This window comes from Micromonospora sp. NPDC005163 (assembly GCF_053599835.1).
In genome coordinates this window covers 1-23317 of the sequence record NZ_JBSFYP010000017.1, presented here as the reverse complement: position 1 = coordinate 23317, position 23317 = coordinate 1, and the positions used below count along the sequence as shown (strand labels likewise).

The window sequence follows — 23317 nt, the reverse complement described above, 5'->3', positions numbered from 1 at the left end:
CGCGTCCTCGGTACCCGGTGACGCGTCTCCCGGCATGGACGACGACGTGGTGCTGCGCGCGGTCGACATCACCAAGACATACGGTGTCACCCGAGCGCTGAAGGGCGTCAACTTCGAGGTGCGACGTGGGAAAGTCACCGTTCTGTTTGGTGAAAACGGCGCCGGCAAGTCCACGCTGATGAAGATTCTCTCCGGCGTCGAGCGGCCGACGAGCGGCCACCTCGAACTCGACGGCAAGGTTGTCGACCTGCGGTCGACCACCCAGGCGGTCGACCGCGGCATCTCGATCATCCACCAGGAGCTCAACCTCTGTCCGAACCTGAACGTCCGGGACAACATCTTCGTCGGGCGCGAGCTGCGCTCGCGCGGTGGTGGCGTGGCCTACGCGCGCGAGGGGGAGATCACCCGAGAGCTCATGGCGAGGCTGGAGGAGGACATCGCACCCACCACCCTGGTGGCTGACTTGCGCCTCGGTCAGCAACAGGTGGTGGAGATCGCACGGGCCCTCGCCACCAACGCTCGAATCCTGATCATGGATGAGCCGACATCAGCGTTGAGCGCGGCCGAGGTCATGGTCCTGTTCAAGGTCATTCGCGAGCTGAAGTCCCAGGGCGTGGCGATCGTCTACATCTCCCACCACCTTGAGGAGGCGATCGAGATCGCCGACCACGCGGTGGTCTTCCGCGACGGGGCGCTGGTCGCCAAGAAGGACGCGGCCGACATCGACCTGCCCTGGGTGGTGTCCAAGATGGTCGGGCGCGCCGCCGAGTACGACTTCACCGGCGAGCCGCGCGGCCACGGGGAGGTCGCCCTTTCCATCGAGAACGTCCGGGTACCCGATCCGGACGCCAGCGGTCGGCTGGCAGTCAACGACGTCTCGTTGCAGGTGCGCGCCGGAGAGATCGTGTGCCTCTACGGTCTGATGGGCGCAGGCCGTACCGAATTGTTGGAAGCGCTTGCCGGGCGGCAGCCCATCGCGGCCGGCCGGGCGCTCCTGGAAGGCCGGGATCTGCGTCGACTCTCGATCGAGGAGCGGATCTCCAGCGGCATTGGGCTCGTCCCCGAGGATCGCCAGCGCGACGGTCTCGTCCAGCTCATGTCCGTCGGGGCGAACATGTCGCTGTCCAGCCTGCTGTCCATGGTCAAACGCACGTTCGTCTCCCGCGGCAGGGAGAACGCCGACGTCCAGACCATGATCAAGGAGGTGCGGGTGAAGACCGCCGGACCGGGTGCCCCGCTCACCTCCCTCAGCGGCGGCAACCAGCAGAAGGTCGTCATCGGCAAGATGCTGATGACCCGGCCCAAGGTCCTGCTGCTCGACGAGCCCACCCGCGGCATCGACGTCGGAGCGAAGGGCGAGATCTTCGCCCTGCTGTTCCACGAGGCGCGCAAGGGTCTCGCCGTGCTGTACGCGACGTCCGAGATCAGCGAGGCGCTGACCGCCTCGCATCGGCTGGTCGTCATGTCGAAGGGCCGCATCGTGCGGGAGTTCGACCCGGGCACCGCCACTCGAGAGGAAGTCATGGCCGCCTCCGGCGAGCCCGAGCCTGAGGCCCTACACATCGGAGCATCGGAATGAGCGACACACAGGCCGCCACCGGCCCTCGGATCCTCGGCCGTCGGGTGAACCTCAACAAGCTGCTCGTCGAGGGACGGGCCCTGGTAGCGCTGGCGATCATCATCATCGTCTTCTCGTCGCTGTCGTCAAACTTCCTGCAGCCGGACAACCTCATCCTGATGACCCGGCACGTCGCCATGAACGCGATCTTGGCCATCGGCATGCTGATGGTGATCCTCAACGGCGGCATCGACCTCTCGGTCGGCTCCACCGTCGGCCTGTCCGGCGTGATGGCCGGCTATCTGCTGCAGGGCTCCAACGTTCCCTTCTCGGACCTGGTCGCCTACCCGTCGGTGTGGGTGGTGATCCTGGTCTCGCTGGCGGTGGGGGCCCTGGTCGGCTATGTCAACGGGCTGCTGGTCGCCCGGCTGAACGTCGCGCCGTTCATCGCCACCCTCGGCATGCTCTATGTCGCCCGTGGCATCGCGCTGCTGATCACCAACGGGGAGACCTTCACCAAGCTGCGCGGTGAGGAGACCCTGGGAAACAGAGGCTTCATCCCGGTCCTCGCCGGCACCCCGCTCGGCATTCCCATGCCGGTGTGGCTGATGGTCGTCTTCGCCATCGTGTTCTCCCTGGTGCTCAACCGCACCGCGTTCGGCCGGTGGCTCTACGCCACCGGTGGCAACGAGCGAGCGGCGGAACTGTCCGGCGTACCGGTGCGGCGGGTCAAGGTCCTCATCTACGTCATCTCCGGCTTCTGCGCCGGCACCGTCGGTCTGCTGCTCGCCGCCGACCTGCCGGCAGCCACCCCGCGGGGCGGCGAATTCTACGAGCTCAATGCAATCGCAGCGGTGGTCATCGGCGGCGCCGCCCTCTCCGGTGGCCGAGGCACGATCCGGGGAACACTCATCGGCGCTTTCGTCATCGGCTTCCTCGTCGACGGTCTCGTCCTGGTCGGGGTGTCCGTCTTCTGGCAGCAGGTGATCAAGGGGGCGGTCATCATCCTCGCCGTCGCTGTCGACCAGATCCAGCAGATGCTGCAGAAGCGCCGCGACCTCAAGCGCGCCGCCGCCCCGAACCCGCCGGCCGACCCTACGTCCACTGCCGGCGACCCGGCACTGGCCGGTGCCCGGTGACGTCGTTCCACCCGTTCACAGTCGTCCATCCCCCATCCCCCGTCCCTCGAAAAAGAAGGTGTTCGATGAAGCGCAGACTCGCCCTGCTCGCCCTGCCGATGGCGGTGGTTTTCGGCGTCGCCGCTTGTGGCGGCTCCGGCTCCGGCTCCGGCTCCAGCGGCGACAAGGCAGGCGGAACTATCGCCGTCATCACGGTCGACCCCTCCAACCCGTACTGGAAGGCCGAGGTCGACACTGCGGTCGCCGAGGCCAAGAAGCTCGGGTACGACACCACGGTCGACGCCCACAACAACGACCCCGACAAGCAGAACCAGTTCATCGACGGGGCCATCTCGAAGAAGGTCAAGGCGATCATCCTCGACCCGGCCGGCGCCAAGGAGAGCGTCGGGGCGGTGCGGAAGGCCACTGACGCCGGTATCCCGGTGTTCCTGGTCAACGCCGAGATCGCCGAGCAGGGCATCGCGAAGTCCCAGATCGTGTCCAACAACGCTCAGGGCGCCACCGTAGGTGCTCAGGAGTGGGCCAAGGCCATGGGCGGCAAGGGCAAGTACGTCGAGCTCTTCGGCAACCCGACCGACAACAACGCCAAGGTCCGCTCCGACGGTTACGCCGAGGTGCTGGCCCAGTACCCGGACCTGAAGTCGGTGCAGCGGGAGACCGCGAACTGGGACCGGGCGGAGGGCAAGCAGAAGATGGAGGTCATGCTCCGGGCGCACCCCGACATCACCGGCGTGGTGGCCGGCAATGATGAGATGGCCCTCGGCGCGATCCAGGCACTCAAGGATGCCGGCAAGCTGTCGAAGATCAAGGTTCTCGGGTTCGACGGCAACCAGGACGCGGTCAACGCCGTCAAGGCGGGGGAGATGGTGGCCACCGTGCTGCAGCCCATCGTCCAGGGCACCACGCTCGCGGTGCAGCAGGCCGACCAGTTCCTCAAGAACGGCAAGACCGGTGCGGCCCAGGAGAAGCAGGCACTGGACTGCGTGCTTGTCATCAAGGACAACGCGGACAAGCTGAACAACTTCGTCGTCGCCGGCTGATCCGGCGGTCCGACGGGCCCTTCCGACGACGCGTCGACGGGTCGGTCGTGGGCCCCGGCAGATGACCTCCATCAAGATGGAGCTTGTCGAAGCGGCACACGGCGAATTGCCGGTGCACGCTGCCAGCCCATGACCGACCCCCGGCCCTGCAAGGGACACCACATGAACAATGCCCGGTCCAACGCCCAGGGAACAGTCCGTCAGCGCGAGCGCAAGACGGAGACGCGGCAACGGCAGATTGCCGAGCGCGTGGCCGCGGAGGGTTCCTGCTCTCCACAGGAACTCGCCAGCGCGTTCAACGTGAGCATCATGACCATCCACCGCGACCTCGAACAACTGGAACGACGTGGGGTCGTGCGCCGCTTCCACGGCGGGGTGACCGCACAGCCGTCCGGGGTCTTCGAGTCCCAGATGTCGTACCGGATGATGTCCAGGACCGAGGAGAAGAGTGCCATCGCCGCAGCGGCGATGCGCCACGTCGACGCAGGCATGTCGGTGCTTCTCGACGACTCGACCACGGTCATGCACATGATCGAAGGCTTGGGCGAGCGGGCGCCCCTGCACGTTGCGACGACCTTCCTGGAAGGCCTGCGCCGGCTCAGCCAGCTCGCCACCGAGACGGACCTGACCGTCATCGGCCTGGGTGGGGTCTACGACGTACCGCACGACTCCTTTGTGGGACTGCAGACCATCGAACAGATCGCCGGCCTGCAGGCCGACGCTCTGTTCCTGTCGACCTCGGCGATCTCGCTGACCGACGCCTTCCACCAGGAGGAGCGCATCGTGGCCCTCAAACGGGCCATGGTGCAGGCCGCGACCCGGCGGTACCTCCTGGTCGACCACAGCAAGCTCGGCCGGGTCGCCCTGCACAAAATCGTGCCGCTCGACGTGTTCGACCTCGTCATCACCGACGCGGGAGCGGATCCGAAGGTGCTGGCCGCGTGGGACGCGGCGGGCATCCGGTACGAGGTGGCCTCATGACGGTCCACCAGTACCGCCGCACCTTGAGCACACGCGGGCAGGAGACCTGGCGATGACACACATCTACGACAACCCGGCGGATTTCAAGGACCATGTGATCGCTGGTTTCGCTGCGGCGTACGGTCGCTATGTCGAGCGGGTGCCCGGGGCGTCGGGCTTCCTCCGGCGGGGCGGACCTCGAGCGGGAAAGGTCAGCCTCGTGGTGGGCGGCGGCTCCGGCCACTACCCGTCGTACTCCGGCACGGTTGGTCCCGGGTTCGCCGACGGCTGCGTGTTGGGCGACGTCTTCGCGTCCCCGTCAGCCGAGCAGATCGTCCGCGTCGCCCGCGCAGCCGACGGTGGCGCCGGCGTGGTGCTGTCCTACGGCAACTACGCCGGGGACCGGCTCAACTTCGGCGCCGCACAGGAGCGGCTGCGGGCGGCCGGTGTGGACTGCCGCAACGTGTACGTAACCGACGACATCGCCTCTGCCGGACCCGACGAGGCCGACCGGCGTCGTGGCATTGCCGGCACCTTCCTCGTCTACAAGATCGGCGGTGCCGCCGCCGACACCGGATGCGACCTCGACACCGTGGAGCGGGTGATGCGTTCGGCCAACGCCGCCACCTTCTCGTTCGGGGTCGCGTTCGGCGGCTGCACGCTGCCCGGGCGGGCCGAGCCGCTGTTCTCCGTCGACAAGAACCAGATGGAATTCGGCCTGGGCATCCACGGCGAACCCGGCATCCGGGCGGCCTCCTGGGTGCCCGCCGAGGAGTTGGCGAAGGTCCTGGTCGAAGCCGTTCTCGCCGAGCGTCCCGCTGGCGCCGGTGGCCGGGCGGCGGTGATCCTCAACGGACTGGGAAGTACCAAGTACGAGGAACTCTTCGTGCTCTACCGACACGTCCAGCGGCGGCTCGCCACCGCCGGGATCGAACCCGTGCTGCCCGAGATCGGCGAGCTGGTGACCAGCCTCGACATGGCCGGCTGTTCGCTGTCGGTCACGTGGCTGGACGAGGAGCTGGAACGGTACTGGGTTGCACCGGCCGACACCGCCGCCTTCCGTCGCGGTGAAACGTCGGTGCTGCCGGCCTACGAACGGTGGGCCAGCGCGATAGAGCACGAGCGCGGCGACTGTGGTTCGGCCGAGGCAAGCGCCGCGTCCCGGGCGGCCGCCGACGTCGCTCGGCGGGCCATCGCAGCGATGGCGGATGTCGTCGTGGAGAACGAGGAGGCCCTCGGCCGCATCGACGCCGTAGCGGGCGACGGCGACCACGGCATCGGCATGGTACGTGGCCTGCGTGCGGCGCAGGTGGCAGCCGAGGCGACCGACGGCGGGGTCGGCGATGTGCTGACCGCAGCCGGGGACGCGTTCAGCGACAAGGCCGGCGGCACCAGTGGCTTGCTGTGGGGAGTCAGCCTCGCCGCCGTCGGTGCCGCCCTCGGAAACACCGACCAGGTAACGCCGGAACGCCTGCGGGATGCCGTGTGTGCCGGCGCGGCGACGATCCAGCGGGTCGGCAAAGCGGAGCGGGGCGACAAGACCATGCTCGACGCGCTGTTGCCCTTCGTCGACGAGCTTGAGGAGCGGCTCGATGCCGGCTCCGCCCTGACCGACGCGTGGCGGGGGGCAGCCGCCGTCGCTGTCGAGACCGGCGCCGCCACCGCATCCCAGCGCGCGCGGGTCGGCCGGGCGCGACCGCTGGCCGAGCGAAGCGTCGGCACCCCTGACGCCGGCGCTGTCTCCATGGGACTGATCCTCACCGCCGTCGGGGAGGTGCTCGCGCGCAGGCCGACTGCGGCCGATGAGCAACCGCACTCCCGATCCCTTGCCTCTTCAGCTTGCAGCAACCACCCCCACGGCGGTGCGCGCCCACCCCTCGGTGAAGGAGAAGCACGATGACCGCGACAAGCATCCAACCCGTGCCCGAGACCATGCAGGCAGTCGTCTGCCACGGCCCGGAGGATTACCGCTTGGAGGAGGTGCCGGTACCGAAGCCGGGCCTGGGCGAAGCGCTCGTCCGCGTCGAGGCCGTGGGCATCTGCGCCAGCGACCTGAAGTGCTACCACGGCGCTGCGAAATTCTGGGGCGACGCCAACCGGCCCGCCTGGGCCGAGACCGAGGTCATCCCGGGCCACGAGTTCGTCGGCGAGATCGTGCAGCTCGACGATGAGGCCGCCCGGCGCTGGGGTGTGGCTGTCGGCGACCGCGTCGTGTCCGAGCAGATCGTGCCGTGTTGGAAGTGCCGGTACTGCGTCCGTGGCGAGTACTGGATGTGCGCGCCGCACGACATGTACGGGTTCAAGCGCCGCAACCCGGGCGGGATGGCGTCCTACATGGTCTTCCCGGCGGAGGCGCTCGTCCACAAGATCAGCAAGGACCTGCCCCCGGCCCACGCCGCCTTCACCGAGCCGCTGTCGTGCGCGCTGCACGCCGTCGAGCGGGCCAACATCAAGTTCGAGGACGTCGTGGTCGTCGCCGGCTGCGGCCCGATCGGCCTCGGCATGATCGCCGGCGCGGCCGCGAAGTTCCCGGCCGAGGTGATCGCCCTGGACATGTCGCCGGCCAAGCTCGAACTGGCCAAGCAGTGCGGCGCCACTCGGACCATCAACATCTCCGAGCAGGACGCCGTGGCGCTGATCAAGGAACTCACCGATGGCTACGGCGCGGACGTCTACCTGGAGGGCACCGGGCATCCCTCGGCGGTGGCACAGGGTCTGAACCTGCTCCGCAAGCTCGGCCGCTACGTCGAGTACAGCGTCTTCGGCTCCGACGTCACCGTCGACTGGAGCATCATCAGCGACGACAAGGAGCTGGACGTGTTGGGCGCCCACCTGGGTCCGCACTGCTGGCCGGCGGCCATCCGGATGCTCGAGTCCGGGAAGCTGCCGATGGACAAGATCTGCACCCACCAGCTCCCTTTGAGCAAGTTCCAGGAGGGGCTCGACCTGGTCGCCGAAGGCACCAAGTCGATCAAGGTTTCCCTGATCCCCGGCTGACGTCGCCGGCCGCCGGAGACGACCCGCTGACCCACGCCCCTCAAGGAGTGCAGATGACCCGCATCTTCGACGACCCCGCGAACTTCACCGACGACATGCTGGTGGGCTTCCTCGACGCCAACGCCCGGTACGTGACGGGGGTGCCGGGCGGGGTGGTTCGGGCCACCACCACCCGGCCCGGCAAGGTGGCGGTCGTGGTGGGCGGCGGCTCCGGCCACTATCCCGCGTTCTGCGGCATCGTCGGGCCAGGCTTCGCCGATGGCGCTGTCGTCGGCAACGTCTTCACCTCCCCATCGGCGGCCGATGCGGCGTCGGTTGGGCGTGGCGCCGACGGCGGTGCCGGCGTGGTGTTCAGCACCGGCAACTACGCCGGTGACGTGATGAACTTCAACCAGGCGGTGCAGCGGCTCGCCGCCGAGGGGATCGAAGCGCGGTACGTGCTCGTCACCGACGACGTGGCCAGCGCCCCGGCGGCGGAACGGTCCCGGCGGCGGGGCATCGCGGGCGACTTCACGGTGTTCAAGGTGGCCTCCGCGGCAGCCGAGGAGGGCTACGACCTTGACGGCGTCGTACGCGTGGCGGAACACGCCAACGGCCGCACGCGTACCCTCGGCGTCGCGTTCGACGGGTGCACGATGCCGGGCGCGCGGGAGCCGCTGTTCATGGTGGAGCCCGGCCGGATGGGGCTCGGTCTCGGCATCCACGGCGAGCCCGGCATCGCCGACGAGGCACTGCCCCGGGCGGCGGACCTCGCCCGGACGCTTGTCAACGGGGTGCTCGCCGAGCAGCCGGACGGTGCCGGCACGAGAGTCACGGCGATCCTGAACGGGCTGGGCCGCACAAAGTACGAGGAGCTCTTCATCCTCTGGGCCACGGTGAGCCGGCTGCTGCGCGAGGCCGGATTCGACGTTGTCGAACCCGAGGTGGGGGAGCTCGTCACCAGCCTTGACATGGCGGGCTGCTCGCTAACCCTGATGTGGCTCGACGACGAACTGGAGCGGCTATGGTCCGCTCCGGCCGACACCCCGGCGTACCGGAAAGGGGCCGGAACGGTGGCCGGGGCGACCGGCGAGCGCCGCCGCGCGTCCGATGCGACGACCGCCATAGCCGGCGAGCGGGATCCGGCTATCGTGCCGGACCGTTCGGAGCGGCCCGCCGACGAGGCGGCCCTTAGATGTGCGGCCACCGCCCTCACCGCCCTGGAGGCGATGGCGCACGCCGTGGGCGAGGCCGAGGAGGAACTTGGCCGCCTCGACGCCGTCGCCGGAGACGGGGACCACGGCCGGGGAATGGTCCGGGGGAGCGCGGCCGCCGTACAGGCCGCACGCCATACCCTCGACGCTGGAGCCGGCCCGGGTTCCCTTCTCATCGCCGCAGGCGACGCGTGGGCGTCCAAGGCGGGCGGGACGTCGGGGGTGCTGTGGGGCGCGGCGATCGCGGCGATGGGCCGACGCGTCGGCGATGCCGGACGACCTGACGAGGCGACCGTGGCGGCCGGCGTGCGTGACGGGTACGTCAGCCTTATCAGCACCGGCGGCGCCAAGCCCGGCGACAAGACGATGCTCGACGCGTTGCTGCCCTTCACCGAGTGGCTTTCCACCGCGGTGGCTGCGGGTGAACCACTGGCCACGGCATGGGCGGAGGCCGCCCGGGAGGCGGAGCGTGCCGCCGAGGCGACGGCCTCGCTGTGGCCGCAGGTGGGCAGGGCCCGCCCGCTGGCCGAGCGCAGCCTCGGCACGCCGGACCCCGGCGCGGTGTCGATGGCGCTGTGCCTGCGTGCGGTCGCAGACGTACTTGGAGACGAGCACTGAAGCAGGGCGGGACGGCTGCCGTCGGCTGCGGCGCAGCAGTGACAAGCAAGGAGAAGGCAATGTCTGACAAGCTACGTATTGTGCTCGGCAGCGATGACGCTGGTGCGCGCTACAAGACGCAACTGACGGCGGACCTGCGGGCCGACGACCGGGTGAGCGAGGTCATCGACCTCGGCGTCGACCAGGACGAGGACACCCACTACCCGCACGTTGCCGCGGCGGCGGCCCGGCTCATCGCCGAGGGAAGGGCCGACCGGGCCCTGCTCATCTGCGGCACCGGCCTCGGAGTGGCGATCACCGCGAACAAGATCCCCGGAATCCGAGCAGTGACCGCCCACGACAGCTACTCCGTGGAGCGGGCGGTGCTGAGCAACAACGCGCAGGTGCTTTGCATGGGCGAGCGGGTGGTCGGCTTGGAGGTCGCCCGCCGGCTGGCGAAGGAGTGGCTGGGCTACCGCTTCGACCCCGGATCCGCCTCGGCAGAAAAGGTCGCCGCCATCAGCGAGTACGAGTCCGGAACCGAGGCGTGAAGGACGGCGATCGTGGGTGACCGGGCCGGTGTCCGCGCTGTCGTGGTGGGCAGCCTGAACGCCTATCTCGTCACCGAGGTGCCCCGAATCCCGCCGGTCGGGCAGACGCTGCAGGCCACCGCGGTGCGTCGGTCGGCCGGCGGCAAGGGCGCGAACCAGGCTGTAGCGCTCGCCCGGCTGGGCGCAACGGTCGACATGGTCGGCGCCGTCGGGAACGATGCCGACGGCCGGAGGATGCTGGATGAGCTGGCCGCAGCCGGCGTGTCGGCCCGCCATGTCGCCGTCGACGCCCACGAGCCGACGGGACTCGCCCTGGTCATGGTGGATGCCGACGGTGACAACGCCATCGTGGTCGTGCCCGGCGCGAACGACAGCGTGGACGAGGCAGCCGTGTCGGCTGGCGGCGGGGCGATCGACGGGTGCGACGTGCTGCTCGCGCAGCTCGAGATTCCGATGTCGGCAGTGGAGGCGGCTCTAAGCCGCGGAGCGGCGTGCGGGGCACTCGTCGTGCTCAATGCGGCGCCGGCGCGGCCCCTGCCCGACGAACTGCTGGCACTCGTGGACGTACTCGTCGTCAATGAGCACGAGGCGCGGGAGCTGTCCGACCGTACCGATGTGGAGGCGGCGGCCGTCCACCTTTGCGGCCGCGGCGCCGCCGCAGTCGTGGTCACGCTCGGTGCCGACGGCGCCCTGATGCTGCGCGGCGACGAACGCGTCACCGCCGCGGGCTTCCCGGTGCGTCCGGTCGACACCACCGGAGCGGGTGACTGCTTCGTCGCCGCGCTCACGATGGCCCTCGCCGCACGTCGCCCCCCAGCGGATGCCCTCCACTTTGCCAACGCCGCCGCCGCGGTGGCGGTGACCCGCCAGGGCACGCAGTCCGCTATGCCGAGCCGCGACGAGGTGCAGGCGTTCCTCGCCAGCCACCCGCTCGCCTGAGCACTGACGAGGAAGGGGTCTGTCGACCATGCTCTGGATCGGTACGAGCTGGAAGATGAACAAGACCATCGGCGAGAGCCGCGACTACGCCCGGCGGCTGGCCACGGCACTGGCCGAGGCGCCGCTGCCCCAGGGAGTGCAACCCTTCATCCTGCCGCCGCACACCAGTCTCGCGGCCGTCCGCGACCAGCTCGCCGGCGCGCCCGTGATGCTCGGCGCACAGAACGCGCACTGGGCAGCGGAGGGGGCTTGCACGGGCGAGATCTCCATGCGCATGGTCGCCGACGCGGGCGCCCAAGTCGTCGAAATGGGCCACTCCGAACGGCGGGAGCAGTTCGGGGAAACCGATGAGACCGTGGCGCGCAGGGCCCGCGCGGCCGTCGACCTGGGCCTGCTGCCGCTGATCTGCGTCGGTGAGCCGCGGTCGGTCCGCGCGGCCGGTCGCGCGGAGCGGTTCGTCACCGAGCAGGTACGGGTGGCCCTGTCCCTGCTGCGTCCCGACGAGATCGGAGGAGCGCTGATCGCGTACGAGCCGGTGTGGGCCATCGGCGCTCGCGGAACACCTGCGACCCCCGAACAGGTCTCGCCTGTCATGGACCTGATCGCCGAAGAGGTCCGCCGTCTCAGCGACGGAGGCGGATGCCACGCCCTGCTGTATGGGGGTGGCGTCGACCTCGACAATGCCGCCCTCCTGCTGCGTGACACGCCCGCGGACGGGCTCTTCGTCGGCCGGGCCGCCTGGGGTGTCGACGGATTGCTGCAACTGCTCGCGATCGGAAGTCGGCACGTCGAGGTCGCTGCCGCGAAGGCGCTTCGCGGCCGCCACTCGCCGGCCACCGGTGGCCCCTCGCCGCGATCGCAAAATCCGCTAGCGCCCGCGCGACCACTACGACCGGCGCAGAGCCGCTGGCAACAGCCATAACGCCGCCCTGCGCAACCTGGCCGACAAACTCCTCGGCGGGCTCTGGTGGTGCCTGACCAACGATCAGCCCTGGGACGAACAAGCTGCCTAATGGGTCGTACCGCGTTGTCGTACGACACTCGCTCTGTTCCGGTAGCCGCCGGCCGGTGAGCACTTCCGCCGCCTGGACTTTCGAGTCCTAAGGGCATATCGGGCTCTGTTGCATTCGCCGTTGGCAAGCTCGAGGCAGACTTGAGCGGTGAACGCTTCGACCCGTCCTGCCCTGTGTGCCCCGTGGATGCCTCCGGAGTCTGCGTTCGTAGGGTTCCGGTTCCCACCAGAGGTGATCGTCCTCGCGGTCCGCTGGTAGCTGCGGTTCAATCTGTCCTACCGGGACGTTGAAGAGCTCCTGGTAGAGCGTGGGGTCGAGGTCGATCACGTTACGGTCTACTGGTGGGTGCAGCGGTTCACCCCGGTGTTGGCCGACGCCGCGCGGTTCTGTCGGCACTCGCCGGGTAACAGGTGGTTCGTCGACGAGACGTACGTCAACGGGGTATGGCGGTACGTGTACCGGGCGATCGACCAGTACGGACAGGTCATCGACGTACTCGTCTCGACCCGACGGGACGCCGGCGCGGCCCGCCGGTTCTTCCGCCGAGTGTTATCAACGTTGAAGGTGACACCGAGTGAGGTGGTCACTGACGCCGCCGCGGTCTATCCCGCCGTGCTCGACGAGTTGATCCCGTCCGCGTGGCACCACGTCGAGCAGTACGCCAACAATCCGATCGCGGCCGAGGCTGAGACGTCATGACTGTCGACCCGCTGACGATCCGACGCAGCACTGCCTCGGAGAGGATCTGGTCCACCTGAGGAGCCGCAGGCAGTCGGCGCGTCAGGAGGGACTGTTTTTGCAACCGCACTTCAACGGCTCGATCTCGGTCCTCCTCGCTGGACGTAGGTCGGTCGAGCCGATAGATGGCCTGCGCGTATTTCTGAGTCTGGAGTAGCCGGGAACCAGGGATTCGTCGTATCGGCGAAGCTTGGCGGCGGCGGACTCCAGGCCGACGTACAGCTCGAACCAGCTCGGCACCGCGTCCCCGGACGCGTGCCACCAGCCCTTCGACTTTGTCTCGGCGGCCAACCCTCGCATCGCGTCGGTCATCTCCGCCGACACGTGGTACAGCTCGCACATCGCCTTGACGTCGAGCACCCGCACCGGCCCCATGCGGTGGCAGGGCGGGGTGGGTCCGCCCGTGCGGGGAGGGCGGGTGGGCCCGCCCCTTCCATTCCATGAGAGAGGCAGGCTGCAGATGAGAGACGAGCGCTCGACCTACCGGGGCACAGCATCCGCGTACACCAGTCTATTGCCGTGGCAGGTGCGTGAGCGCCGCTTCAAGCTGGTCGGGCTCGGACGTCGCGGACTTGAGCCGGACGACGTGTATGCCTTCCTCGACCGGGTCGCCGGCGACCTGGCCGCCGTCTACGCGGCCCTTGCCGCGAGCTGGCGGGAGACTGCCGTATCAAGGACGTGCTGCGCCGCTGGCAGAGCGACCACGCCCGCGCCAGCACCGAGCGGGGCCCGGCCCGATGACCCAGCGCCACGTCATCCACGTCCCCGTGGCCGCCGCCGACCTGCCCGCCGCGCAGCGTCTGGCCCGGGTGATCGGCCGCTGGCTGCTGGTGCTGCCGCAGACCGACCCGGGGGAGACCACCGTGTCGGAGGAGGACCTGCAATGCGTACGCCATCGGGTCTTCTGCGACCTGCTGATGCCCGGCGGCCGGCGCTGCCTGCTCCGCGCCGATCACGACGGCGCCTGCGCCCGCCGCCTCCGCCGCTGAGTCGTAGGCGGTGAGCGTCGCCACGCGCCCCGGCCCATGGCGCCGGTGACGTGCGGTGGCCTGTCGGCGGCGCCGGGTAGCCTGCGAGGGGCGTCCGCAAGCGTGAGCACGGGAGGGGTAAGTGGTCGACAATCCGCGCCCACGGCCGATCTTCCGCCAGGTGCCGGCGGACATGTTCGCCTTCACCACCACCGACCGGGCCGAGCTGCACACGGCGGTCATGCAGGTCTTCGGTGACGCCCACGAGCGGCTGGTCGCCGCGCTGACCTTCGACGAGGTCCTCGCCGCGCTGCCTGGCGTCGGTTGGTACGAGCCGGTCACCGACAGCTCGCTGGACTACACGCTCGGTGCGCTGCACAAGTACGGGCTGGTCGAGCGCACCCAGAACCACACCGCCCACTACGCCTCGGCGGAGGAGTACGAGCGACGCAACCTGCACTACTCGTTGAGCCGCAAGGGTGAGGCGGCCTACGAGGGTGTGCTGCACGCCGTTCAGCTGTTGTCGTCGACCGGGGCGCTGCAGACCGCGGTGCTCGACGCGATCCTCGACCGCCTCGGCGAGCTGCACGATCTGCTCGTCGCCGACGACAGCGCCGACCGGCGGGTCTACGCAGCCCTGATGGAGCTGGAGGGTCACCTCGCCGGGCTGCGCGCCAGCACCAAGCAGTTCAACGGCCAGTTGCAGCGGCTGTTGCGCGCGGAGGGCGCCGATCCCGCGACGTTCGCCGAGGTCAAGCAGGCGACGATCGCCTATTTGTCGGAGTTTGTGACGAACCTCGACGCCCGCCGGCAGAGGATCGCGCAGGGCGTGGCCCGGGTCGAGGCGCGGGGGGTCATCGTCCTGCACCATCGGGCGCTGCGTGGCGCCGACCTGCCGGCGCTGCCGGGTGAGGCTGACCCGGCCCCGCGCTGGCTGCAGCAGCGTGCCGCCCGGTGGGACGGTCTGTGCGCCTGGTTCCGGCCCGCCGATGGCGGCCGTCCGCGCATCGACCAGCTCGCCGACGTGGCGCGGCGGGCCATCATCGCCCTGATGCGGGCGCTGGAGCGGCTCAGCGACAGCCGGCGCCGGGGCACCAGCACGGCGGCCGACTTCCGCGTCCTCGCCCGTTGGTTCTCCGCCTGCGAATCGGACGACGCGGCGCACGAGTTGTGGTCGGGGGCGTTCGGGCTGTGGCCGGCCCGGCACACCCACCTCGCGCTGGACGACCCGACCGCGGTGCCGGCCACCACCTCCTGGTGGCAGGCGCCGGCGGTGCCCGTGTCACCGCTGCTGCGGACCAGTGGCCAGGTGGACAAGGTCGCCCGCACCGCCCGGGTGCGGGACACCGGCGAGGTGCGGCGGTTGCGGCGCGAACGGGTGCTCGCCGAGCGGGCCGAGCTGGAGCGGGCGTGGCGCCGGCTGGCCACCCCCGGCCCGGTGCGGCTGTCGGCCTTCGGCACCCTGGACCCGGGCAGCTTCGGTCGGCTGCTGGAGCTGCTGTCGCGGGCACTGTCCGCCGTGCCGCAGGATGGAGTACGGCGGGCGGCGACGGCTGACGGCCGCCTGATCGTGGCGCTCACCGGCCCGCAGGGTGCCGGCCGGGCCTGGTTGCGGACACCGCACGGCGTTCTCTCGGCACCGGACTTCCTGGTGTCGATCACCGAGGCCCGACCGCACGACCTCGAGGCCCGAGCGGCCGATGCCCGGGAGGCCAGCGCATGAGTGACCTGCGTAGCGAACTCGACCGTCAGCGGGCCACCGAGCGTGCCCAGGCGATCCGGGCGCTGCTCGTGCGTCCTCTGCTCACCCGGGACGCCGGGCCGGACGACTTCGCCCTCGTGGTGCGACACCGCGGTGAGCTGATCACCTGGTTCGACACGCACACCGGCTGGCGGTTGGTCATCGAACCCCGCGCCGGGTACGCCCGGCTGCTGAAGTCCTCGCCGCAGCCGCCAGCCGACCGCCCCGCCCGCCGCCCGCGCGGGGCGCGGGTCCCGTTCGACCGCCGCCGTTACGCCCTGTTCTGCCTGGTCGCCGCCGAGCTGCTCGCCGGGCCGGTGACCACCATCGGCATCATCGCCGAGCGGCTGGCGCAGGCGTCCGCGGTCGAGCCCGACATTGCCGGGTTCGACAGCACCCGGCACGACGACCGCCGTGCCTACGTCGACGCCCTGCTCGTCCTCGAGGAGTTGGGCGTGCTCACCGCCGTGGACGGCAGCACCGACGCCTTCCTGCAGCAGACCGATGCCAAGGTGCTCTACCGGGTCGACAGCGGTCGTTTGGTCCGGTTGCTCGCCGCGCGGCAGGCGCCGTCGCGGCTGCCGGCCTTCGACCTGGGTGCCCTGGTGTACGAGCCGCGCTACGGCGGCGCCGACGACCCGGGCGCCGACGTCTCCGACGAGCAGCGCAACCGCTGGCTGCGGCACTCCATCGTGCGTCGGCTCCTCGACGATCCGGTCGTCTACCTCGCCGACCTGTCGGAGGCGCAGCGGGGCTACGCCGCCAGCATCACCGGCCGGCGGATGCTGCGCACCGCGGTGGCCGAGGCCGGGATGCTGCTGGAGGAGCGGGCCGAGGGCCTGCTCGCGGTCGACCCGGACGCCGCAGCGACGGACGAGAGGTTCCCGGCCGGTGGCAGCGTCGCCGGGCAGACGGCGCTGCTGCTGCTCGACACCATCCTCGCGGCCCATCCCGCCCCGGTCGCCGATGAGCAGCTCATCCGGCAGCTCGCCGACCGGTTCGCGGCGGTGCCGGCGTGGGCGCGTACTTACCGCTCCGACGGCGGGCCGGAGCGGCTTACCGGCGAGGCGCTGGCGCTGCTCGGCCGCTTCGGTCTGATCGAGCGCGCGGGCGGCAGCGTGCGCGCGCTGCCCGCCGCGGCCCGGTACACCGTCGGCGCGGCCACCGTCGCCACCCCACGAGCAGCCAGGAGCAACCGGTGACCGTCCTGTCTCTACCCGGCGCGGCCACCGGCGCCGACGCGCTGCGCGTCGACCGGTGGCAGCCCACCCGAGCCGGCGTGCTCAACGTCTGGCGTTACTACGACGAGGAGTTCGGCTTCCACCGAGGTCGGCTGCTGCTGCGCGGGCCCAACGGCACCGGCAAGTCCAAGGCCCTGGAGCTGCTGCTGCCGTACCTGCTCGACGCCAACCTGCGCCCGTCGCGGCTGTCCACTTTCGGCGGCTCCGAGCGCACCATGCACTGGAACCTGATGGGCGACGGCTACCCGCACACCACCCGGGTGGGCTATGTGTGGCTGGAGTTCGGCCACGGCGGCGACGATGCGCCGCGCTGGTTCACCTGCGGTGCCCGACTGGCCGCGTCCACCAACACCCGCACCGTCGACGCCACCTACTTCACCACCGAGCTGCGTGTGGGCGGCGCCGATGGCCTGTCGCTGGTCAAGGACGGCAATGTGCCCTTGACCCGTCAGGATCTGGTCCAGGCGCTCGGCGACCGGGGCGTCGTGCATCCGGCAGCCGAGTCCTACCGGCGCATGGTGCGCGAGACGCTGTTCCGGGGGTTGAGCGAGACGCAGTACGAGGCGTTGATCGCGACGCTGCTGCAACTGCGTACCCCGAAGCTGTCCGAGCACCTGAATCCCGACGCGCTCTCGGAGGTGCTGTCCAAGGCGCTCCCCCCGCTGGACGCGGCCGACCTGGCCGAGATCGCCGAGGGTTTCGAGCAGCTGGACCGGCGCCGTGAGCGGCTCGCCCGACTCGATGAGGAGGTGCTCGCCGCGCAGCGGCTGACCGAGCGGCAGCGGCGCTACGCCCGGCGTGCCCTGCGTCGGGGCGCCGGTGAGGTCATCGCCGCCACCACCGGGCTGGACAACGTCACCCGGGACGCGCGGCAGCGCCGGCAGGAGCACGCTACGGCCGCCGACGAGCTGGCGCAGGTGCGGACGGCCATCACCGGCAACGAGCGCGACCAGGGCGTCACCGAAGAGGCGATCGGTGGTCTGCGCGACAGTGACGCCTACCGCGAGGGGCAGCAGCTCGACCAGCTGCGCTCGCAGACGCGCGCGGCCCGGGGGAGTGCCCAGGACGTGGCCGCCACGGCGGAGAGTCGACGCGCGGAGGCAGCGGGCACCGCTGAGCGGGCGGAACGTCTCGCCGCTGACGAGGCGGCGACCGTCGCGCAGACCGCCCGATCCTGGCGGGACACGACGGCCGCGGCGCTGGAGGCCGGTCTGGCGACGCTCGTCGAGCCGCTCGCCGCCGAATCCGTGGAGCGGGCCCGGCAGCTGCTGCGCGGCCTCGTGCGCGGCCGGGAAGACGAGGTCACCGCGGTCCGGGCCGCGCTGACCGGCCACGAGCGGGCGGTGGCCGAGCGGGAGCGGGCGCAGGGCCGCCGGGAGCGGCGGGCGGCCGAGCGCGACGCAGCCGACGCCGCACTGCGACAGACCACCCGGGGGTACGAGGACGAGCTGGCCAGATTCCGCGACGACATCGTGGGATGGGCGTCGGGCTGCCGCGTCCTGCCCGTCGGCGACCGTGGCACGGACCTGGCCGACCTGGCCGGCGACGAGGTCTCCCTCGGCGCCGTGGTCAGTGACCTCGCCGCCGCGGTACGCGAACAGCTCGCCACAACGGACGCCAGTGAGCAGGCCCGCGGCGCCGACCTGCAGCGGCGTCGGGTCGCGCCGGCGGCGGAACGCGAGGCGCTGGCGGCGGCCGTGACCCGGGAGCCAGCCGCACCACGGCATCGCACGGCGCCCCGGGCGGACCGGCCGGGCGGCCCGCTGTGGCGGCTGGTCGACTGGCGTGCCGACGTACCGCCGCATGTCCAGGCCGCCGTGGAGGCCGCGCTCGAGGTCTCCGGCCTGCTCGACGCCTGGGTCTGGCCGGACGGTTCGGTGACGTCGGACCGGCGTGGCCATGACACCTACCTGGCGGCGACTGCCGCGCTGCCCGCGCCGCACCGGTCCCTACTCGACGTACTCGACGTACTCGACGTCGACGACCGGGCGACGGTGCCGGCGCCGCTGGTGACCGCCGTCCTCGCCGGGGTGGCCTTCGGGCCCGCCGCACCCCACCACAGCGCGGCGATCGGCGCGGACGGCACGTGGCGGCTCGGTCCGTTGTACGGCAGCTGGAGCAAGCCGGACGTGGAGTTCCTGGGCGCGGCGGCCCGGGACCGGGCTCGGCAGCGCCGGTTGGCCGAACTTGCGGCACAGCTCGCGGAAATCGACGCGGAGCGCAGCGTGGTGGCCGACCGGCTGCGGCAGTTGGCTGAGCGGCGGTCCCTGCTGCGCGCCGAGTTGGCCGCCCGGCCGGATCATCGCGAGGTGGTGCGCGCCGCAGAACGGGTCGGGCGGGCCGAGCTGAAGCTCGCCGGGCTCCAGGACCTGCTCGATGAGGCAGCCCGCGAGGCGCTCGCCGGCGACGAGGACGCCCGAGCCGCGCTGCGCGAGCTGACCCTCGTCGGCTCCCGGTACGGCCTGCCAACCACCGCGGCGGACCTCGATCTGCTGACCGCCGCGCTGCGCACCCTCGGCCAGGCGGCGGACGGATGGCTGACCGACCGGGGCCGGCAGGCCCACGCCGCCGCCCGGCTCGACGACGCCCGCGAGACCGCCGGTCATGCCGTGACACTGGCCGAGGAGGAGGCGCTGCGGGCAGAGACCGCCGAGGAGGCCGCAGCCGGCCTCGAAGCCCGCCTCGACGCCGTCGAGCGCACCGTTGGCGTCGAGTACCGCGCGGTCCTCGACGAGGTGCAACGGCTGCGTACCCATGCGGAAGCCCTGAAACAGGAACTGCGCCGGCTGCGGCCCCGCCACGACACGCTCATCGGGCGCCTGCACGAGCTCAACGCCCGCGCCGAGCGGGCGGAACAGGACCGGGACGCCGCCGCCGGCACCCGCGACGCTGCGGTGTCCCGGCTGGCCCGGCTCGTCGACCTCCTCGGCCCGGACGCGGCGCTCGCCACCGACCTGTCCGGCGTCGGTCCCCTCACCGCGACCCTGCAGGCCGCGCGTCAGCTCGCGGAGGAGCTCGGCAGCCTTCCGCACGGCCCCCGGCACCTACGTCAGGACGAGGGCGAGCTGAGCAACGTGCTGCACGTCATCAGCGCCTCGCTGGCCGGGTACGCCGATCTGGCGATGAACGCCGATGAGGAGTGCGACGTGCAGGTCGTCACCGCCACGGTGGACGGACTGCGGACCACCCCAACGGCTCTGGTGCACCGGCTGACGACGGAGCGCGACGAGATGCGGGCCCACCTGACCGAGGAGGAGCGGCAGTTGTTCGACCGCACCCTCACCGGCGACACCCGTCGCCACGTGGCCCACCGCACCCGGCAGGCCGCTGACCTGGTGCGGCAGGTTAGTGCTCAGCTGGAGCAGGTGCGTACCGTCTCCGGCCTCGGCGTCCGGCTGATCTGGGAGGTCAACAGCGAGCTCGATCCGCGGTTGAGGCAGGCCCGGGAGCTGTTGTTGCAGGATCCGGCGCGGCTGACCGAGGCCCAGCGCACCGCGTTGCACGACTTCTTTCGCGCCCGCATCGATGACGTCCGCGGCGCCGGTTCGACCGACGGGTGGGAACAGCAGCTCGGCGAGGTTCTCGACTACCGACGGTGGCACCGGTTCGTGGTGCAGGTCCGTTCCGCCGCTGGCGACTGGTCTGCGGTTACTCGACGCCAGCACGGCGCCAAATCGGGTGGCGAGAAGGCCATCGTGCTGCACCTGCCGCTGTTCGCCGCGGCCGGCGCGCACTACCGGGCCGCACCCTCGGCGCCCCGGCTCATCCTGCTCGACGAGGTCTTCGTCGGCGTCGACCAAACCAACCGTGGACAGTTGATGGCCGTGTTGAGCGCCCTCGACCTCGACCTGCTGCTGACCTCCGATCAGGAGTGGTGCACCTACGCCGAGGTGGACGGCATCGCCATCCACCAACTGATCGCCGGCGCGGAGGACGGCGATGACGCCGTCACCACCGCCCGTTTCGTCTGGACCGGCCGCGACGTCGTGGCGGCAGACGTGACATGACGGCTGCTCGATTCGACCGCCCGGAACTCGCGCCGCTGTGGGCGGAGGCACGCCGTCGACTGGCGGCCACCGACGGAACGGTGAGTCGCGTGCACCTGCGCGGGCTGCGTCCGGCCGAGCGAGCCGCCCTGGCAGATCTGCTCGGCCTCGCGTACACCCCCGATCCGGAGGTCACGGTCGCGCTGCGGGGACTGGACGCGATCCTGCGTGCCGCCACCGGCGGGCTGGACACCCGAGGTGTGGTGGAGGCGATCGGTGGGCCGATCGCCGACCGGGCGGGTGACCGGCGCCGGCAGGCAGCCGACCGGGCCGAGTTGTGGCGCTGGGCGCGTGAGCACCCCGTCGTCGCCGCCGAACCGGCACTGCAGCCCTGGCTCGACGGCGTACGCGCCGGCGGCCTCGTTTCCGGCGACGCGCTCGTCACCCGCGCCCTGCTGGATCAGGTGTTTCATGTCCTCGCGGCATTGCCGGTGTTGGGGGAACCGCTGCCGGTGCTGGCCGCACGGCTCATCGGCGACTCGCATGCCCTCGACGACGATGGTCGACTCGGCAAGCTGGTGCTCCGTGCCCTGGCAGCCCTGCACGACGAAGAACCGCCAGCCGACGCCGAGCACCGCCGACGGCTCTGGGAACATGCGGGCGTCGCCTGCGACGAGCTTTCCACCACCGTCTTGGTCGCCGGGCTGCGACCACCCGGCGACGATCCGCTCGCCAGCGGACTGCGGGCATGGGCTGACGCCGGTCAGGCCACAGTGGTCACCCTGGCGCAGCTGAAGCATTACCCCGTCAGTCGGCTGGACGGGCCGGTGTTCGTCGTCGAGAACCCGGCAGTGTTGACGGTCGCTCTGCGGCACTTCGGTGCTGCGTGTCCGCCGCTGGTCTGCGGCGCCGGGTGGCCGAGCACGGCGGCCGTGGTGCTGTTGCGCGGTATCGCCGCGACCGGGGCGGAGCTGCACTATCACGGAGACATCGACGGTGAGGGTCTGCGGATCGCCGCGCACGTGATGACCAAGACGGGCGCGCGGCCGTGGCTGTTACAGGCTGAGGACTATCTCGATGCCGCACCGGGTGTCGGCCCGGTCGCTGGCCGGATCGACGACACGCCGTGGGACCCACGGCTGGCTGAGGTCGTCCGCGGACACGACGTCGCACTGCTCGAGGAGGTCGTGCTCGAGTCCCTGCTCGTCGACATGGCCGCACGGGCTGGTGTCGAACGGGCCGTGTGACTGCGGTCAGGTGAGTGCGTGGCCGCTGACACCCAGGGTCGCACCCGCCGGTGGGGCGCGTCGCGCCGCCGGAGAAGATGTCAGCATGAGCGATCCCACACTTCCCAGGCGCGTCGTCGTCACCGGGGCCACCGGCAAACTCGGTCGCGCCGTGGTCGCGCACCTGCGCGCCATAGGCGTCGACGTGCTCGCCGTCGACCGCGCGGGCGGACGCGACCCCCGCGACGTCAACGGCGAGTTCCTCCTCGTCGACCTCACCGACTACGGGCAGGTGGTGGAGGCGTTCACCGGCGGCGCCGACGAGCACGCCGGCGGCGTCGACGCGATCGTGCACCTGGCAGCGGTCCCGGCCCCCGGCCTGATGTCGAACGCGACCACCTTCGCGAACAACTCGGCGGCGACGTACAACGTGTTCGCCGCAGCCAGGGCTGCAGGGATCAAGCGGGTGGTGTGGGCGTCGAGCGAGACGGTGCTGGGGCTGCCGTTCGACACCCCGCCGCCGTACGCGCCGGTCGACGAGGAGTACGCGCCGCGACCGGAGTCCACGTACTCGCTGAACAAGGCGCTCGAGGAGGAGATGGCCCGGCACTTATGCCGGTGGGACCCCGAGCTGGTTATGGTGGGCCTGCGGTTCTCCAACGTCATGGACGTCGAGGACTACGCGCCGTTCCCCTCGTTCGACGCGGACCCGGCGCTGCGCCGGTGGAACCTGTGGGGCTACATCGACGCCCGCGACGGCGCCCAGGCGGTCGAGCGGGCCCTCGCCCACGACCAGCCGGGCGCCGAGGTCTTCATCATCGCCAACGCCGACACGGTCATGAGCAGGTCCAGCGCCAGCCTGATGGCCGAGGTCTACCCGGGTGTCGAGATCCGCAAGGAGCTCGGCGAGCACGAGACGCTGCTCAGCATCGACAAGGCGCGACGGGTGCTGGGCTACGAGCCGCGGCACTCATGGCGAGACCACGTGGACACCGCGGGCCGCTGACGCCTCTACCTCGGCGTAGGCCTGGGTCATCCGGGAGAAGTCGTCGGCGCCGTGCCCGGCGCTGATCGCCCGCAGGGCCGCCGCGCGGGCCGCCCGTAGCACGTCCGCGTCGATTCGGTGCTCCTCGGCGGCGTCGATGATGTGGGCCATGCTGGCGGCGGTGGAGGCGATGGCGGAGACGTCGGCGGCATGGTCGTCGGCGCCCAGCCGGCGGGCCATGTCGTCGATGAGGTCCGGCAGCAGGCCCCCGATGCCCTTGGCGTACGGGGCGAGCGCGGTCGGGCTGATCTGTTCGGCCCGGGCCAGTGCGAAGGCGTGGGCGACGCCGCTCATCAGGATCGCGGCGTGGAAACCCGGCCGTTTAGGGCCGGGAGGTAACGCCGCTCCCTCCCCTCGATGCTCGTCTTGCATGATGGGTGGATAG

General features: G+C 71.0%; 19 protein-coding genes and 2 pseudogenes. 18 read left to right on the top strand and 3 right to left on the bottom strand.

The window, feature by feature from the left end; genetic code table 11:
• Positions 1-34 precede the first annotated feature (34 nt).
• The 11 genes and pseudogenes from ACWD6N_RS14200 to ACWD6N_RS14150 all read left to right on the top strand — a co-directional run.
• Complete coding sequence (locus tag ACWD6N_RS14200) at positions 35-1579, top strand: sugar ABC transporter ATP-binding protein (RefSeq protein ID WP_450004836.1); 1545 nt, start codon at positions 35-37, stop codon at positions 1577-1579.
• Positions 1576-2697, top strand: coding sequence for an ABC transporter permease (locus ACWD6N_RS14195; RefSeq protein WP_450004835.1), 1122 nt, complete (start codon positions 1576-1578; stop codon positions 2695-2697). Before ACWD6N_RS14200 ends, ACWD6N_RS14195 begins: the two co-directional genes overlap by 4 nt.
• Before the next feature lie 65 nt (positions 2698-2762).
• A complete protein-coding gene (locus ACWD6N_RS14190) occupies positions 2763-3737 on the top strand; it encodes a substrate-binding domain-containing protein (RefSeq protein ID WP_450004834.1) in 975 nt (324 codons plus the stop codon).
• 129 nt (positions 3738-3866) lie between these two features.
• The gene (locus ACWD6N_RS14185) at positions 3867-4718 is read left to right on the top strand and encodes a DeoR/GlpR family DNA-binding transcription regulator (protein ID WP_450004833.1); all 852 of its coding nucleotides are present in this window, start codon (positions 3867-3869) and stop codon (positions 4716-4718) included.
• A gap of 52 nt (positions 4719-4770) precedes the next feature.
• On the top strand, positions 4771-6597 hold the full coding sequence (locus ACWD6N_RS14180) for a dihydroxyacetone kinase family protein (protein WP_450004832.1): 1827 nt from the start codon (positions 4771-4773) through the stop codon (positions 6595-6597).
• Positions 6594-7694: an erythritol/L-threitol dehyrogenase gene (gene eltD / locus ACWD6N_RS14175; protein WP_450004831.1), complete on the top strand. Its 1101-nt coding sequence runs from the start codon at positions 6594-6596 to the stop codon at positions 7692-7694. Before ACWD6N_RS14180 ends, eltD begins: the two co-directional genes overlap by 4 nt.
• Before the next feature lie 53 nt (positions 7695-7747).
• Complete coding sequence (locus tag ACWD6N_RS14170) at positions 7748-9505, top strand: dihydroxyacetone kinase family protein (RefSeq protein WP_450004830.1); 1758 nt, start codon at positions 7748-7750, stop codon at positions 9503-9505.
• 59 nt (positions 9506-9564) lie between these two features.
• Positions 9565-10035 (top strand): ribose-5-phosphate isomerase, encoded by a 471-nt coding sequence (locus ACWD6N_RS14165; protein WP_328414918.1) that lies wholly within the window; start codon positions 9565-9567, stop codon positions 10033-10035.
• A 12-nt stretch (positions 10036-10047) separates the two neighbouring features.
• Positions 10048-10974, top strand: a complete 927-nt coding sequence (gene rbsK, locus ACWD6N_RS14160; RefSeq protein WP_450004829.1) for a ribokinase — start codon at positions 10048-10050, stop codon at positions 10972-10974.
• Positions 10975-11002: 28 nt separating this feature from the next.
• Positions 11003-11896 (top strand): triose-phosphate isomerase, encoded by an 894-nt coding sequence (locus ACWD6N_RS14155; RefSeq protein ID WP_450004828.1) that lies wholly within the window; start codon positions 11003-11005, stop codon positions 11894-11896.
• A gap of 277 nt (positions 11897-12173) precedes the next feature.
• A pseudogene (locus ACWD6N_RS14150) lies at positions 12174-12671 on the top strand (IS6 family transposase); the annotation flags it as partial.
• Here the strand turns inward: ACWD6N_RS14150 and ACWD6N_RS14145 are convergent.
• Together ACWD6N_RS14145 and ACWD6N_RS14140 are read right to left on the bottom strand one after the other, a co-directional pair.
• Complete coding sequence (locus ACWD6N_RS14145; protein ID WP_450004911.1) at positions 12571-12852, bottom strand: Scr1 family TA system antitoxin-like transcriptional regulator; 282 nt, start codon at positions 12850-12852, stop codon at positions 12571-12573. The pseudogene ACWD6N_RS14150 and the gene ACWD6N_RS14145 sit on opposite strands and share 101 nt — an antisense overlap.
• Positions 12768-13091: a hypothetical protein gene (locus tag ACWD6N_RS14140; protein ID WP_450004914.1), complete on the bottom strand. Its 324-nt coding sequence runs from the start codon at positions 13089-13091 to the stop codon at positions 12768-12770. The genes ACWD6N_RS14145 and ACWD6N_RS14140 overlap by 85 nt, the downstream gene beginning before the upstream one ends.
• A gap of 94 nt (positions 13092-13185) precedes the next feature.
• Here ACWD6N_RS14140 and ACWD6N_RS14135 point away from each other — a divergent pair.
• The 7 genes and pseudogenes from ACWD6N_RS14135 to ACWD6N_RS14105 all read left to right on the top strand — a co-directional run bounded on the left by ACWD6N_RS14135 (position 13186) and on the right by ACWD6N_RS14105 (position 22893).
• Positions 13186-13466, top strand: a pseudogene (locus tag ACWD6N_RS14135) (DivIVA domain-containing protein).
• A complete protein-coding gene (locus ACWD6N_RS14130) occupies positions 13463-13714 on the top strand; it encodes a hypothetical protein (protein ID WP_450004827.1) in 252 nt (83 codons plus the stop codon). Before ACWD6N_RS14135 ends, ACWD6N_RS14130 begins: the two are co-directional and overlap by 4 nt.
• Before the next feature lie 121 nt (positions 13715-13835).
• Positions 13836-15416 (top strand): TIGR02677 family protein, encoded by a 1581-nt coding sequence (locus tag ACWD6N_RS14125; RefSeq protein WP_450004826.1) that lies wholly within the window; start codon positions 13836-13838, stop codon positions 15414-15416.
• The gene (locus ACWD6N_RS14120; RefSeq protein ID WP_450004825.1) at positions 15413-16636 is read left to right on the top strand and encodes a TIGR02678 family protein; all 1224 of its coding nucleotides are present in this window, start codon (positions 15413-15415) and stop codon (positions 16634-16636) included. The genes ACWD6N_RS14125 and ACWD6N_RS14120 overlap by 4 nt, the downstream gene beginning before the upstream one ends.
• Positions 16633-20682, top strand: a complete 4050-nt coding sequence (locus ACWD6N_RS14115; RefSeq protein WP_450004824.1) for a TIGR02680 family protein — start codon at positions 16633-16635, stop codon at positions 20680-20682. The genes ACWD6N_RS14120 and ACWD6N_RS14115 overlap by 4 nt, the downstream gene beginning before the upstream one ends.
• On the top strand, positions 20679-21908 hold the full coding sequence (locus tag ACWD6N_RS14110; RefSeq protein ID WP_450004823.1) for a TIGR02679 family protein: 1230 nt from the start codon (positions 20679-20681) through the stop codon (positions 21906-21908). Before ACWD6N_RS14115 ends, ACWD6N_RS14110 begins: the two co-directional genes overlap by 4 nt.
• An 85-nt stretch (positions 21909-21993) precedes the next feature.
• A complete protein-coding gene (locus ACWD6N_RS14105) occupies positions 21994-22893 on the top strand; it encodes an NAD-dependent epimerase/dehydratase family protein (RefSeq protein WP_450004822.1) in 900 nt (299 codons plus the stop codon).
• On the opposite strand, the gene ACWD6N_RS14100 is transcribed toward ACWD6N_RS14105, so the two are convergent.
• Positions 22858-23317: imine reductase family protein (locus ACWD6N_RS14100; protein ID WP_450004821.1), on the bottom strand; the 460-nt coding region annotated here is incomplete at its 5' end. The genes ACWD6N_RS14105 and ACWD6N_RS14100 overlap by 36 nt on opposite strands.

Coding starts and splice junctions, on each gene's coding strand:
- ACWD6N_RS14200 (WP_450004836.1), top strand. CDS start 35: ATGGACGACGACGTGGTGCTGCGCGCGGTCGACATCACCAAGACATAC.
- ACWD6N_RS14195 (WP_450004835.1), top strand. CDS start 1,576: ATGAGCGACACACAGGCCGCCACCGGCCCTCGGATCCTCGGCCGTCGG.
- ACWD6N_RS14190 (WP_450004834.1), top strand. CDS start 2,763: ATGAAGCGCAGACTCGCCCTGCTCGCCCTGCCGATGGCGGTGGTTTTC.
- ACWD6N_RS14185 (WP_450004833.1), top strand. CDS start 3,867: ATGACCGACCCCCGGCCCTGCAAGGGACACCACATGAACAATGCCCGG.
- ACWD6N_RS14180 (WP_450004832.1), top strand. CDS start 4,771: ATGACACACATCTACGACAACCCGGCGGATTTCAAGGACCATGTGATC.
- eltD (WP_450004831.1), top strand. CDS start 6,594: ATGACCGCGACAAGCATCCAACCCGTGCCCGAGACCATGCAGGCAGTC.
- ACWD6N_RS14170 (WP_450004830.1), top strand. CDS start 7,748: ATGACCCGCATCTTCGACGACCCCGCGAACTTCACCGACGACATGCTG.
- ACWD6N_RS14165 (WP_328414918.1), top strand. CDS start 9,565: ATGTCTGACAAGCTACGTATTGTGCTCGGCAGCGATGACGCTGGTGCG.
- ACWD6N_RS14155 (WP_450004828.1), top strand. CDS start 11,003: ATGCTCTGGATCGGTACGAGCTGGAAGATGAACAAGACCATCGGCGAG.
- ACWD6N_RS14130 (WP_450004827.1), top strand. CDS start 13,463: ATGACCCAGCGCCACGTCATCCACGTCCCCGTGGCCGCCGCCGACCTG.
- ACWD6N_RS14120 (WP_450004825.1), top strand. CDS start 15,413: ATGAGTGACCTGCGTAGCGAACTCGACCGTCAGCGGGCCACCGAGCGT.
- ACWD6N_RS14110 (WP_450004823.1), top strand. CDS start 20,679: ATGACGGCTGCTCGATTCGACCGCCCGGAACTCGCGCCGCTGTGGGCG.
- ACWD6N_RS14105 (WP_450004822.1), top strand. CDS start 21,994: ATGAGCGATCCCACACTTCCCAGGCGCGTCGTCGTCACCGGGGCCACC.